The organism is Phyllobacterium trifolii (genome assembly GCF_014192095.1).
GTDB lineage: Bacteria > Pseudomonadota > Alphaproteobacteria > Rhizobiales > Rhizobiaceae > Phyllobacterium > Phyllobacterium trifolii.
In genome coordinates this window covers 286,224-299,905 of the sequence record NZ_JACHXN010000004.1, presented here as the reverse complement: position 1 = coordinate 299,905, position 13,682 = coordinate 286,224, and the positions used below count along the sequence as shown (strand labels likewise).

13 protein-coding genes are annotated in these 13,682 nt (G+C 56.3%); 6 read left to right on the top strand and 7 right to left on the bottom strand.

Annotated features, from left to right (window positions below; genetic code table 11):
* Nucleotides 1–143: 143 nt before the first annotated feature.
* A complete protein-coding gene (locus tag FHS21_RS08525) occupies nucleotides 144–1,310 on the top strand; it encodes an iron-containing alcohol dehydrogenase (RefSeq protein ID WP_112531644.1) in 1,167 nt (388 codons plus the stop codon).
* Between the two features lie 74 nt (nucleotides 1,311–1,384).
* Here the strand turns inward: FHS21_RS08525 and FHS21_RS08520 are convergent, their stop codons facing one another.
* The 6 genes from FHS21_RS08520 to FHS21_RS08495 all read right to left on the bottom strand — a co-directional run bounded on the left by FHS21_RS08520 (nucleotide 1,385) and on the right by FHS21_RS08495 (nucleotide 8,637).
* A complete protein-coding gene (locus FHS21_RS08520; protein ID WP_112531643.1) occupies nucleotides 1,385–2,452 on the bottom strand; it encodes an ABC transporter ATP-binding protein in 1,068 nt (355 codons plus the stop codon).
* A 14-nt stretch (nucleotides 2,453–2,466) separates the two neighbouring features.
* Nucleotides 2,467–3,258 carry an ABC transporter permease gene (locus FHS21_RS08515; RefSeq protein WP_112531642.1) on the bottom strand — a complete coding sequence of 264 codons (792 nt, stop codon included), beginning with the start codon at nucleotides 3,256–3,258 and terminating at the stop codon, nucleotides 2,467–2,469.
* The gene (locus FHS21_RS08510) at nucleotides 3,255–4,160 is read right to left on the bottom strand and encodes an ABC transporter permease (RefSeq protein ID WP_112531707.1); all 906 of its coding nucleotides are present in this window, start codon (nucleotides 4,158–4,160) and stop codon (nucleotides 3,255–3,257) included. The genes FHS21_RS08515 and FHS21_RS08510 overlap by 4 nt, the downstream gene beginning before the upstream one ends.
* Nucleotides 4,161–4,330: 170 nt before the next feature.
* Nucleotides 4,331–5,434: an ABC transporter substrate-binding protein gene (locus FHS21_RS08505; protein ID WP_112531706.1), complete on the bottom strand. Its 1,104-nt coding sequence runs from the start codon at nucleotides 5,432–5,434 to the stop codon at nucleotides 4,331–4,333.
* 393 nt (nucleotides 5,435–5,827) lie between these two features.
* Nucleotides 5,828–7,417, bottom strand: a complete 1,590-nt coding sequence (locus FHS21_RS08500; protein ID WP_112531641.1) for a DHA2 family efflux MFS transporter permease subunit — start codon at nucleotides 7,415–7,417, stop codon at nucleotides 5,828–5,830.
* Between the two features lie 26 nt (nucleotides 7,418–7,443).
* Entirely contained in the window at nucleotides 7,444–8,637 is a 1,194-nt protein-coding gene (locus FHS21_RS08495; RefSeq protein WP_112531640.1) for an HlyD family secretion protein, read from the bottom strand.
* 145 nt (nucleotides 8,638–8,782) lie between these two features.
* Between FHS21_RS08495 and FHS21_RS08490 the strand changes: the two genes are divergently transcribed.
* The gene (locus FHS21_RS08490; protein WP_112531639.1) at nucleotides 8,783–9,481 is read left to right on the top strand and encodes a TetR/AcrR family transcriptional regulator; all 699 of its coding nucleotides are present in this window, start codon (nucleotides 8,783–8,785) and stop codon (nucleotides 9,479–9,481) included.
* A 5-nt stretch (nucleotides 9,482–9,486) separates the two neighbouring features.
* On the opposite strand, the gene FHS21_RS08485 is transcribed toward FHS21_RS08490, so the two are convergent.
* The gene (locus FHS21_RS08485; RefSeq protein WP_112531638.1) at nucleotides 9,487–9,891 is read right to left on the bottom strand and encodes a Fur family transcriptional regulator; all 405 of its coding nucleotides are present in this window, start codon (nucleotides 9,889–9,891) and stop codon (nucleotides 9,487–9,489) included.
* A gap of 157 nt (nucleotides 9,892–10,048) precedes the next feature.
* Between FHS21_RS08485 and aztA the strand changes: the two genes are divergently transcribed.
* From aztA to FHS21_RS08465, 4 genes are all read left to right on the top strand, one after another.
* Nucleotides 10,049–10,888: a zinc ABC transporter ATP-binding protein AztA gene (gene aztA, locus FHS21_RS08480; RefSeq protein WP_112531637.1), complete on the top strand. Its 840-nt coding sequence runs from the start codon at nucleotides 10,049–10,051 to the stop codon at nucleotides 10,886–10,888.
* A 3-nt stretch (nucleotides 10,889–10,891) separates the two neighbouring features.
* Complete coding sequence (gene aztB, locus FHS21_RS08475; RefSeq protein ID WP_112531636.1) at nucleotides 10,892–11,758, top strand: zinc ABC transporter permease AztB; 867 nt, start codon at nucleotides 10,892–10,894, stop codon at nucleotides 11,756–11,758.
* A 17-nt stretch (nucleotides 11,759–11,775) separates the two neighbouring features.
* Complete coding sequence (aztC, locus tag FHS21_RS08470) at nucleotides 11,776–12,714, top strand: zinc ABC transporter substrate-binding protein AztC (RefSeq protein ID WP_112531635.1); 939 nt, start codon at nucleotides 11,776–11,778, stop codon at nucleotides 12,712–12,714.
* 116 nt (nucleotides 12,715–12,830) lie between these two features.
* A complete protein-coding gene (locus tag FHS21_RS08465; RefSeq protein ID WP_183661635.1) occupies nucleotides 12,831–13,676 on the top strand; it encodes a MipA/OmpV family protein in 846 nt (281 codons plus the stop codon).
* Nucleotides 13,677–13,682 lie beyond the last annotated feature (6 nt).

Below are 13,682 nucleotides of genomic sequence, written 5' to 3'. Positions count from 1 at the left end.
TGAGGGAAGTGGTGGATCGCAAGATGTCAAGATCTGCAACGTTGGCGATTGCCGTTACAACACTCTACCTCCCTCATGGTGAGCTTGTCGAACCACGCACAGTAGTAGTTTCAACCTTTCTAGAGCTTTAAAAGAGACATGACATGAGCCAGCTTATTTCAAAATGGAACTATCCGACCACTGTCCGCTTCGGGGCGGGCCGCATCAAGGAATTGCCGGAAGTTCTGGAAGCGACGGGGATCAAGAACCCGCTGTTCGTCACCGATCCCGGCCTCGCCAAGCTGCCGGTGGTGGCGAGTACGTTGAAAATCCTCGACGATGCCAAAGTGCCGTACGGCGTGTTCTCTGAAGTAAAGCCCAATCCCGTCGAGTCCAATCTGACGGCTGGTATTGCGATCTTCAAAGAGGGCAAGCACGATGGCGTCATCGCTTTCGGTGGTGGTTCTGCTCTAGATCTCGGCAAGCTGATCGCGTTTCAAGCGGGTCAGACGCGCCCGGTGTGGGATTTCGAGGATGTCGGTGACTGGTGGACCCGCGCCAATAGTGCCGCCATCGCGCCGATCATCGCCGTGCCGACCACAGCCGGCACAGGCTCGGAAGTCGGCCGCGCCGGGGTCATCACCAATGAGGAAACCCACACGAAGAAGGTAATCTTTCATCCGAAACTCTTGCCGGCGATTGTCATCGCCGACCCGGAGCTTTCAGTCGGCATGCCGGCTTTCATAACGGCGGGTACGGGAATGGATGCTCTCGCGCATTGCCTGGAAGCCTATTGCGCGCCTGGCTATCATCCGATGGCGGACGGCATTGCTGTTGAAGGGGTCCGGCTGGTGTTCGAGAACCTGCCTAAAGCCTATGCCAATGGCAAGGATCTGACGGCGCGAGCCCATATGATGAGCGCAGCCGCAATGGGTGCGACCGCGTTTCAAAAAGGTCTCGGCGCGATCCATTCCCTGTCGCATCCGATCGGCGCGATCTATGACACGCATCACGGCATGACCAATGCAGTGTTCATGCCCTATGTGCTGGCTTTCAACCGCGATGCGGTGGAGGAGCGTATCGCGAGACTTGCCAGCTATATCGGTATCAAGGGCGGTTTCGACGGTTTCGCCAAAGCTGTGCTCAAGCTGCGCAAGGAGCTGAAGGTGCCGCACACGCTGCCAGGGCTGATCACCGACCTTGACATGACGAAGAAGCAGAAGGAACTGATTGCCGACATGGCTATCGTTGACCCGACTGCGGGCGGCAATCCGGTGAAACTGACCAAGAAGGCAGCGTTGAAGCTACTGAACGAAGCGATTGCAGGGTAGTTCCTGTAGCCCTGACCGAACGAAAAAGGGCGCTTTAACGGCGCCCCTTCTCGTTAGATGCATGATCGCAGCGGCTAATGCCCCAGAACCAGCAGGTCCTTGGCTGCCAGGCTAACCTTGACGTTCTCGCCCGGAGACGGTGGCGGGGCGCTCGGATTGTTGAATGTGTCGAACGACACGGTGTTCTCGCCTAACGAGGCCCGGATGCGGATGACCGAGCCGAGAAAATGCACGCTGTTGATCTTGCCGTCGAGTGTCGTTTCGCGCTTGTCAGTGGCTTCGCCAAGGCTGACAGCCTCCGGGCGAACCGCGAGCGAAATCTTGTCGCCGGTCTTGTGGCCGTTAAGGCGTGTCCGGTCGATTGCAATGTCCTTGCCATCAATCGTAATCGTGCCTGACCCTGCATCGCGAACAACGGCGTCGAGCGTATTGAGTGTTCCAACGAACGAGGCCACGAAACGCGAAGCTGGTTGATTGTAAATCTCGAAGGGGGCGCCAACCTGCTCGGCGTTGCCCTCATACATCACAACTATGCGGTCGGATATCGACAGTGCCTCTTCCTGGTCATGGGTGACGAAAATCGTGGTGATGCCAAGTTTGCGCTGGATCGCCCGGATTTCTTCGCGCAACGATACACGGATCTTCGCGTCGAGGGCGGAGAGCGGTTCATCGAGCAGCAGCACTTGCGGCTTCGTGGCCAGTGCTCGTGCAAGCGCCACGCGCTGTTGCTGACCGCCCGAGAGCTGGTACGGATAGCGCTCGGCAAGGTGGTCCAGTTTGATCAGCGACAGCATTTCATGCACCGTCGCGTCGATTTCGGCTTGTGGCCGCTTTGCCACCTTGAGGCCAAAGGCAACATTCTGCGCGACGGTCATATTGGGAAACAGCGCGTATGCCTGGAAAACCATGCCGATATTGCGCTGGTTCGGCTTGAGATTGACAACGTCCTTTCCGCCGATGCTGATCACGCCGGAAGTCGGCGTTTCGAAGCCGGCTACCATGCGCAGCACAGTTGTCTTCCCGCAGCCGCTGGGTCCGAGAAACGAGATGAACTCGCCCTTCTCGATGTTCAGGTTGAAATCATGAACAACGGTCGTGGCGCCGAAGCTCTTTTTCAAATGGCTGATGGTTAAGAATGACATTGTATGACTTCCGTTCAGCGCTTGGTCGCGGCGAGTGATTTGTTGAAGCGGGTAACGACCTGGATCAGGCCCATGCAAATCCAGGTAATGGCGAAGGCGATGACGGCCAGAGCCGCAGGCTCATAGGCGCGGTTGGCCCCGATAAGCTGCAGGAACGGACCGAACGCGGGCCTGTTGAGCAGAGCGGCCATGGTAAATTCGCCGATGACGATCGCGAATGTCAGGAATGCGCCGGAGAGCACTGCCACGAGGACATTAGGAAGGATGATGTTTGCCATGATGGTGACGCGGCTCGCACCAAGACTTTCCGCAGCTTCCGTCAAGGTTCTGATATCGATCGAGCCCAGGCCGGTGTCCACCGCCCGGTACATGTAAGGCAGTGCCAGCATCGTATAACCGAAAGCGAGCAGGATATTCGTTCCCATGGCCGAACCGGTCAACGGCAGGATGGAGGCGGTATTGTAAAGGCGGATATAGCCGAACACGACAACGATGGCCGGAATGACCAGCGGAAGCAGGGTGATGAATTCAAGAACGGGACGCCATGCCGGCAGGCGGAGGCGCACCCAATAAGCAGTCGGTACAACAAGAACGATACCGATGATGATCGTCACGATCGCCATGACGATCGAATAGCCGAACGTCTGCTGGAAACGCGGATCACTGAGGATCACCCAATAGGCATCGAGCGAATAGGCGCCGCGCCGCATGCGCAAAGAGAATTCAAGCGTGCCGAGCAGCGGTACGACAAAATAGATGATGCCGAAAGCGAGTGCGAGCCAGGACCAGATTCGGTTCGTTTTCATTTTAGCCACTTCTCGCTGCGGGCGCGCATCCAGATGTAGATTGCGTTGGAAACGCCGGTAATGACGATCATGCCGAAGGCAAGTGCATAGCCGAGGTGTGGATCTTGCAGCACATCACCGCGGATTTGCGCGAAGAGCACAATGGGAACGATGCTGAGAGACGATCCTGTCAGCGCGTAGGCTGTCGCGATGGCACCGAAGGAATTTGCAAAAAGCAGAAGGATTGTTCCGAGCAATGCCGGCCACAGGATCGGGAAGGCGACCATGCGCCAATATTGCGGGCCGGTAGCGCCGAGAATGAGTGCAGCCTCTTTCCATTCGCGCTTGAGCCCATCGAGCGCTGGCGTGATGATCAGGATCATCAAGGGAATCTGGAAGTAGAGATATGTGATGGTCAGGCCCCAAAAACTCAGAAGATTGAAGCCGTGGGCGTAAAGGTTGAAGCCGAACACATTGAACAGGAACGAGGTGACAAGGCCGGTGCGTCCAAGGGTGGCGAGGAAGGCAAAGGCCAAAGGAACGCCGGCAAAGTTTGATGCCACGCCGGAAAACGTCATCAACGGCGAACGGATCCAAGCCGGAAGTCCACCAAGCGTGATTGCAGCCGCGATGCAAAAGCCGATCAATGCACCGAGCAGAGCCGAGGCGAGCGAAATCTTGATCGATATCCAGTAGGCCGCCATGATCGACGGCTGGAAAAGATTGGCGATGTTGGCGAGGGTGAGGTTACCCTCATTGTCTTGAAACGCGCCTGCGATGAGATAGATCGTCGGCCATATCAAAAACAACACGGCGAAGATAATGAACGGCATAACGCCGAGCCAGTCGAGCGACATGCGTCTGCGCTCGATTGCCGGGACGGGGACCGGAGGCAATGCGCCGGGTTCTGAAATCGCACTCATCGTTTTCGTTACCGCATTCTTGGGTAAGATATAGCTGCCGCCGGCAAACTGCCAGGCAATCAATCCGGAAGCGGCTTGTCACGTCACGTCGTAAATTTTATTGCGCGCAATGCGCTTTGACAGAACCAAATCCCCGCGGCGAGTGCCACGGGGATCCGATCGGTCAGGATTTACTTCACGTTGGCGCCAACAACCTTGTCCCAATCCTTGGTGATGACTTCCTTGGCGGCAGCCTGTTCATCGAGGGTCGGGAAGATCGCCTTTTCATAGGCAGCTGCAGGAGGCAGCTTGTCGAGCAGTTCCTTCGGGATCTTGTTGTTCTTGGCAAGATCGTTGAAGCGGATCGGGTGGCAGTAACCCTTGAGCCAGGTCAGCTGACCTTCATCCGAGTAGAGATATTCCATCCAGAGCTTTGCCGCATTTGGATGCGGTGCAAAAGCACTGATCGCCTGAACGTAGACACCGGCGACAACGCCGGATGCAGGTACGATAACCTCAACCGGAGGATTGCCCTTCAGCGTGTCGCGGCCCGAAAGTGCGTTGTAATCCCAATTGATTATGATCGGGGTTGCACCCTGGGCAAGCGTACCGGACTTGCCAATGACCGGAACAAAATTACCGGCCTTGTTCATGTCTGCGAAATACTTCAAGCCGGCGGTTCCAGCATCGGCGCCAGCCTTGGCACCAGTCGATGCACCAGCAGCCGCAACGGCAAGAATGGCCTGGTTCGATGCGCGGGGATCACCTGCGAGAGCAACGGTGTTTGCATATTCCGGCTTGAGCAGGTCAGCCCAATCCTTCGGTACGTTCTTGACGATATCCGTGTTTACCTGGAACGACAGAACACCATAATAGTCGCCATACCAATGGCCGTCGGCATCCTTGACGTTGTCCGGGATCGAGTCCCAGGTCGATACCTTGTAAGGCATCGTCAGGCCGTCTTTCTTGGCCGATGGACCGAAAGCAAAGCCAACATCGATAACGTCAGGCGCTTGTGGGCCCTTGTTGTCCTTGTTTGCCTTGATTGCTTCGATCTCGTCGCCAGAACCGGCATCAGGATTGAGTTCGTTTACCTCAAGGCCATACTTGGCCTTGAAACCAGCTACGACATCGCCGTAAGCGCACCAGTCATGTGGCAGCGCGATCGTTGTCAGTGAGCCTTCTTTCTTTGCAGCAGCAACCAGCTCGGCCGGTGCGTCCGCGAATGAAATTGTCGTGCTCGCGAACAGCACAGCTGTCGACAGCGCAAGCAAGCGTTTTGAGTAACCAACCATTTTGAAAACCCCTATTGAGCGATACGTCATTGGCTCTGTTTCGACGTTCAGCAACCCCGATATAGGTGTCTCGTGTCAGTTGGATGACAGACACGTGACGTGCTGATGAACAGACTTTTCCTGAGCAGTAAGGCCAAGTGAACCACTTTTTTGGCGGCTTAGCAATTCAACCAAATGGTAAATCTGCAGCGAGTGCAACGGTGACAGCCATTGGCCCAATAACGACAAAAATAGAGTTGGCCGCGCCAGCTCGGCGGATAACAGCTGTCGCATTTTTCAAGCTGCGACATTGCTGTCTGGAAGGCCGAACGTCGAGGAATACGATAGAGATTAGGGGGCTAAGCGTTTCGGGCAGAATCTTGCAGAATGACTACGACGAGCGGCGGCGCATCCTTAGTGACCGCCACCACCGCCTCCAGCTGGAGCGCCCGGCTTCCGCATCATCACAGCGAAGACCGCGAGCGAAGCAAACAATATGGTCAGGATGTAGAAAACATCCATGAACGAGAGCAGCGATGCCTGCAAGTGAACCATGCCGGAAATCTTGGCAAGGGCCGTCGCACTGCCATCAAGCCCATGCGATGCGAAATTCTTGCTCATCGACGCCATCATGTCTTCCGCTTCCGGATTGCCCCAATGCACGCTTTCAGAAAGACGGGCATAATGCATGGCACCGCGGTCGGTCAGAATCTGGTTGATGACCGCGAGGCCCACGGCACCGCCGAGGTTGCGCATCAAATTGAACAGGCCAGAGGCATTCTTCAGCCGGGCAGGGGGCAGAGTTCCGAGTGCAAGGTTGTTGATAGGCACCATGCACAGCATCAATGACACGCCGCGGAAGATTTGCGGAATCAGCAGTTCGTAGAAATCCCAGTCCGCCGTCAGATGGGTCATGGTCCAGGTGCCTGCGCCAAAGCCAAGGAAGCCGATCATGATCATGATACGCGGATCCATGCGGCTGGAGAGGAAGCCGGCCACTGGTGCTGTCAGGAACATGCAGAGACCGCTGACGAAGAGCGCTTCACCGATCATCAGGGCATCGTAGCCCCTGACCTGGCCGAGATAGACCGGATAGACATAGGTCAATCCATAAAGGCCAATGCCAAGCACGAACGAAAAAGCCGAACCGAAGGCAAAGTTGAGGTTCTTGAACGCAAAGAGATCGACGATCGGCTGTTCCGCCGTAAAGGCGCGGTAGAAGAAGGTGATGCCACCGAGCACCATGACGATGGCGCAATAATAAACAGCGTTGTCCTGCAGCCAGTCATTGCGTGGGCCTTCTTCGAGAACGTATTCGAGCGAGCCAAGAAAGGCTGCCATGGCGGCAAGGCCCCACCAGTCGAACTTGTTGAGAAGCGAGCGGTCGCCCTTGTCGAAATCGATCAACTTCCATGCGGCAATCGCCACAATGATGCCGGGGATAACATTGACGAGAAAGAGCCAGTGCCAAGAGAAGGCGTTGCTCAGATAGCCACCAACCGTCGGTCCGATGGTCGGGGCGAGCGTTGCTACGAGGCCGATCATCGGCGAGACGATCGAGCGTTTCGATGGCGGGAAGATCGTGAAAGCGGCGGCAAAGACGCTTGGGATCATGCCACCGCCGATGAAGCCTTGAATGGCGCGGTAGACAATCATCTGATCGATGTTCGTTGCCGTGGCACAAAGCACGCTGGCGGCAGTGAAACCAGCCGCCGAAACGGAAAAGAGGATGCGTGTCGAAACCAGTCGGCCGAGGAAGCCAGACAAGGGGATCATGATGACTTCGGCGATCAGATAGGATGTCTGAACCCACGAGATCTCGTCGGAACTTGCGCTCAACCCTGCCTGGATCTCGGCAAGCGACGCCGAGACGATCTGGATATCGAGAATGGCCATGAACATGCCGAACACCATCGCCAGAAAGGCGATGGCTTTCTTCGGATCGATATGTTCGTCCGGAACAGCGGGTGCCCCGGGACCTCCGATCGTTGTGGCTTTCGACATGATCTTCGACCCGTCAGGAGTTCGGATTACTGCTTGGGTGTCGTGCGGGTATCAACATCGACGACCACGCTCAGGCCGGCCTGAAGCTTGCCACTTGACAGGGCATCGGCGGGCAGGGCGATACGAACCGGCACGCGCTGAACGACTTTGGTGAAGTTACCCGTAGCGTTTTCCGGTGGGAGCAGCGAGAAGACAGCGCCTGAAGCCGGGGCGATGGAGGCGACAGTGCCTTCGAATTTATCACCGGACAGGGCATCGACCGTTACCTGAACTTTCTGGCCAACAACGATGTCACGCAGCTGCGTTTCCTTGTAGTTCGCGTCGATATAGAGCGCGTTTACCGGAACAAGAGCGGCGAGACGCTGGCCGGGGCTGACGAGATCGCCTGTCTTGGCTGCGAGATTGCCGATAACCCCATCGACAGGAGCGCGGATGACGGTAAAGCCAAGATCGCGGGCAGCTTTGTCCTTGGCAAGTTCAAGCGACCGAATGGAACCTTCGGCTTCCTTGTACTGGGCCTCGAGCACGCCGACATTGGCATCAGCGGCTGCAATCTGTGCATCGGCGGAGGCGATATTTGCCTTTGCCTGATCAAGAGCCGCTGTTGCATCATCGAGTTGAGACTGCGAGGCAAAGCTTGTGGCATGGAGTTGCTTGGCGCGCACAGACCCTGCCTGCGCATTGGTCAAGACGGCTTGCGCATTGAGCTTGCCGGCCTGCGCCTGCTGCAGCGAAGCTTTGGCGGCAACGATCTGCGCATTGATGCGATCGAGTGAGAGCTTTTCCGTCGCGATTTGAGCCTCAGCCTGCTCTTCGGCGATCGTATAGTCGCCATTATCCAGCGTTACCAGCGGATCGCCAGCCTTCACGCGCTGATTGGCAACCACATCGATTCTGTCGATATAGCCGGTGACTTTCGGAGCAATCGCCGTTATGTCACCCTGGATATATGCGTCATCGGTCGAAACCATGAAGCGGCCTGTGGTCCAGTATTCATAACCATACCAGCCGCCAGCGCCTATTGCCGCGACAATCAATATGGGCAATATGAAGCGCTTGGCCGAACGCTTGGGTTTGACGGGCGCTTGGGCGGCAACTTCAGGCTGCGGTGCTTCTGTTACAGGAGCATCGGGCTTTGCTGGTGCTTCCGCTTTTGAAGCAGGAGCCGGGGCTGGAAACTGACGGATTTCAGCTTCATTCTTGGCGTTCGACGCAGACATATGAGGCTCTTTCTACGGATGTTCACTCTGGAAAGTGATAGAACCAATCGGTTCGATGATTGACATAGCGCAAATGAGAGAGCATATCAAGTGCATCGAACCGATTGGTTCGAAAAAGAATCGAAAATGAGGAAACGAGATTAAAATGTCATCTACGAAGGCGTCCCACGTGTCATCGATAAAGGCTTCTGCCTTGGAAGCGGTGATACCTGTGGACGAGCGGCAGGGACGATTGGCAGCTGGTCAAGATCCAGCCAAGCGCCAGCAAATCCTTGAAGGCGCCGACCGCGTTTTCTCGCAGATGGGCTTCGATGCCGCGAGCATGAACGATATAACGCGTGAAGCAGGCGTGTCGAAGGGGACGATTTATGTCTATTTCGATAGCAAGGAAGAACTTTTCATGGAGCTCTGCTTTGCCTATCGCGACAAGCTGTTCAGCGGCATTTATTCTGCGCTGGAAGACCACCATGACTTGCGTGACGCGCTTATTGCTTTTGGTACGGCATTGTCACTCAAGGTCACGTCCGATGTTGTCATTCGGGCGCAACGGGTGGTCATCAGCGTTGCCGAGCGCATGCCCTCGATGAGCCAGAGCTTTTATGAGAATGGTCCAAAGCGGGGACAGGCTCTTTTGAGGGCGTTTCTTGACAAACATGTTGCTGCGGGCGATCTCGATATTGAAGATACCGAGCTTGCTACCTACCAGCTATCCGACCTGATGGTAACAGGTATGCTGAGACGCCGGCTGTTTGGATGCATGGATAATCCGCCATCGGAGGAGCAGATACGCAAGACCGTAACGTCTGGCGTCGATATGTTCCTCAAGGCCTACAAGAAACAGTAATCTCGTTATGCCGTGCCGCAATTGGCACAGACGCCACGGATTTCAATCGTCGTCTTTGACTGCTTGAAACCATTGCTGTTAGTCCATTCGCGGACGCGGCCGGTGATTATATCATCCGAGAATTCCGAGACCTGGCCGCATTTCTCGCAAATGGCAAAGGCGATCATCCCGTGGCCGTGGCTATGGGTATGAGGATGCGCACAGGCGACGAATGCGTTGATGCTCTCGAGCCGGTGAATCATGCCGTAGTCGAGCAACTTGTCTAGCGCGCGATAGACCTGCAGCGGGGCGCGGAAGCCATCATTTCGCAGCTGGTCGAGGATCGTATAGGCGCTAAGCGGCCCATCGGCGCGAGCCAACGCGTTGAAAACCAGCGATTGGTTTTTTGTCAGCTCTTGCGTAGCGGTCATTGCCCGATTGGCTCCTCGTTGATCCATAACACATAGGAAAGATTTGTCTTTTCCGCCAGTGGATACATTAATTTTCCCATCTTCTCGAATTCGCCATTGTTGACAAATGTAATAACATCACATATCGAAATGCTCAACTTCAAGATGTGGCTGTCCGATGACTGAATCTTGCCTGACCTTTCACGATCTGACGCTTGGCTATCACAGGCATCCAGCCGTTCATCACTTAAGCGGCGGCGTTCGCCGCGGCTCCCTGACAGCGGTCGTCGGCTCGAACGGATCGGGCAAGTCGACGCTGATGAAGGGAATTGTCGGCGTTCTCAAGCCGATGTCCGGCTCATGCGTTGTCGAAAAAGATGTGCGGATCGCCTACCTGCCGCAACAATCCGAACTCGACCGGTCTTTCCCGGCGCGCGTGATCGATCTCGTCTCGCTTGGCTTGTGGCCGAAGCGTGGCCTGCTCGGCAGATTTACAGCGGAAGACCGCGAGAATGTCTCGAAGGCGCTGATGAGTGTTGGATTGGCGGGCTTCGAAAAACGTCCGGTTGACACGCTGTCTGGTGGGCAGTTGCAGCGCGCATTGTTTGCGCGGGTGCTGGTGCAGGATGCGGATCTTATTCTGCTTGATGAGCCATTCAATGCGATCGATGCCAAGACCGTTAGCGACCTGATCGATCTGATCAAGCGCTGGCACGGCGAGAACCGTACGATCATGGTCGTTGTACATGATCTCGATCTTGTTCGTGAGCATTTCCCGGAGACGCTGCTTCTGGCGCGCAAGCCGATCGCCTGGGGTGCGTCACGCGAGACGCTCCGCGCCGACAATTTGTTGCAGGCCAGACAATTTCACGAGGCTTGGGAAGAGGGCGCGCCCTGGTGCGAGAATGATGCTGCCCATGGTCATGCGCACGATCACGCTCATCCGCATGTTGGTCATCATCACGCCGACGATCATCATACCGCGGCCCAGACATCTCTCAAGAGGGGCGCCGCTTAGACCATGTATGAGTATCTCATCGCGCCCTTTGTCGACTACAGCTTCATGCAACGCGCGCTTGTTGGCTCGCTGGCACTGTCGCTCGGTTCCTGTCCGGTTGGCGTTTTCCTGATGCTGCGGCGCATGAGCTTGACCGGCGATGCGATGGCGCATGCCATCCTGCCGGGCGCGGCGGTGGGTTTTTTGCTTTATGGGCTGCAGATCGTGCCCATGACCATTGGCGGACTGGTCGCCGGTGTCATCGTCGCACTAGGCGCGGGTGCGGTATCGCGCTTCACGATCCAGAAGGAAGACGCCTCCATGGCCGCTTTCTACCTGATATCGCTGGCGCTCGGCGTTTTAATCGTGTCGCTGCGCGGATCGAATGTCGATCTGATGCATGTGCTGTTCGGGACCGTTCTCGCGCTCAACAATGAGGCGTTGAGCCTGATCGGCATGATCTCGGCGATCAGTGTAGTTACCCTCGCGATCTTCTGGCGCGGGCTTGTCGCGGAATGTCTCGACCCGTTGTTCCTGCGCTCTGTCAGCCGCATTGGCACGCCCGTGCACTTCATCTTTCTGGCGCTGGTGGTGATCAACCTCGTTGGCGGGTTCCAGGCCCTTGGTACATTGCTTGCCGTCGGGCTGATGATGCTCCCCGCTGCAGCAGCGCGTTTCTGGACGTCGCGGGTCGGGCCGATGTGCGCGCTGGCCATCGTCATTGGCTGCGTATCCTGCGTAGGCGGGCTGCTAATCTCCTACCACTATTCCGTGCCTTCCGGGCCGGCCATCATCCTGTCCGCCGGGGCCATCTATCTCGGATCGATTCTCGTCGGGACACGCGGCATCGTCAACAGCCGGCTGCGCCCCTATCGCCACAGAACAGCTTAGCACAGAAGGAAAACGCTATGATGAAGGCCCTTAAACTCGCCACGGGATTGAACGTTATACTATTACTGACCGCCAGTTACTCCCAGGCATCGGCGGAAGCCTTGAAGGTTGTCTCCAGTTTCACGGTCATATCCGACTTTGCCAAAAATGTTGGCGGCGACAAGATTTCACTGACGACGCTGGTTGGGCCGGACGGCGACGCCCACGTCTATGAACCGAAGCCGTCCGATGCGGTGGCGGTGGCCGGGGCAGATGTGGTATTGGTAAACGGCCTGCATTTCGAAGGCTTCTTGCCGCGCCTCGTTGAGGCGAGCGCCACCAAGGCTCCCATCGTCGAACTGACCAAGGGCGTCGAGCCAATCAAGAGCGCCGAGGAGGATCATGATCACGGGGCCGGTGAAGCTTCGGCAACCGAGGAGCACGGCGCATACGACCCGCACGCCTTCCAGTCGATCCGCAATGCCAAGATCTATGTCCAGAATATCGTTGACGCTTTCTGCACGGCGGACGCAACCGACTGCGACAGCTACAAGGCCAATGCGGCGGCTTATACAAAGAAGCTCGACGCCACAGAGGCGGAAGTAAAGGCGGCTATTGCCTCGATCCCGGAGTCAAAACGCCTGATTATCACGTCGCATGACGCATTCGGCTATTTCCAGCATGAATATGGCCTGAAATTCCTGGCTCCCGAGGGAATTTCGACTGACTCGGAAGCATCGGCTGCAGATATCGTTGCACTGATCAAACAGGTCAAGGAAGACAAGGCATCGGCAATCTTCGTCGAGAACATCACCAATCCGCGTCTGATCGAGCAGATCGCCAGCGAAACCAAACTAAACGTCGGCGGTACGCTGTTCTCGGATGCGCTTTCCAAGCCTGACGAAGGTGCAGCAACTTATATCGACATGATGCACCACAATATCGCGACGTTCAAAAAGGCCATTCTCGGCAGCTAACTAACGACGGCAACTGCCGCATCATTGCCAATCTTGACGCGTTCGTCTGTTAGTGACACTAAAGTCTCGTCGGATGCAAATTCGTGGGGCGAAGCATGTCGGATGGGGAAGGTACAATGACGCTACCTGTCGATCGAGCGCGCGTCAGGTGGCTGACAAGGACGCTGCAGTTTGGTCTGTTAGCAACACTCTCGTCCGCCACGGCGTCCATCGCTGCGGACAAGCCGGCAGTCACGACGGTCGAAGAGAACCCGGGCTGGATTGTAACCTTGGGTGCCGGAACCGAATACGGGCCGACGTTTGAGGGGTCGGGAGACAATGACTTTAGCTTTGTACCGAATTTCGATATCCGCCGGGCCAACGAACCAGCGGGTTTGAGCGCTCCAGACGACAGCATCGATTTCTCCTTGATAGAGCTTGGCGGGCTTGAACTTGGACCCGCCGCCAATATCAGAGGCAGCCGTTCCCACACAGATGTGCACGGCGTGCACGAAATCGACTGGAGCGTCGACGTAGGTGCCTTTGGACAATATTGGCTTATCGACAACCGGCTGCGAATACGAGCCGAAGCCCGGCAGGGCGTTCAGAGCGATGACGGTTTTGTCGCGGATTTTGCGGTCGATTGGTTCCAGCCGGTTGGCGACAAGTTTCTGCTCTCGGCAGGTCCCCGGGCCTCGTTCGCCGATGCGACGTACATGGAAAACAGTTTCCGCGTAAGTAGTGCCGAAGCACTGGATAACGGTAGCCTGAGCGCATTCTCGCCGGACGCAGGGTTCAAATCCGTTGGCTTTGTTGTTGGTGCGACCTATCAGATCAATCCCAAAACGAGTTTGCTGGTCTACGATAAATTCGACAGGCTGGTCGGTGATGCTGCTGACAGCCCGATTGTTACCGACATTGGATCGCCTAATCAGAATACGATCGGCATTGTTCTGAGCCGTTCCTTCCATATCGGATTTTGATCCTGG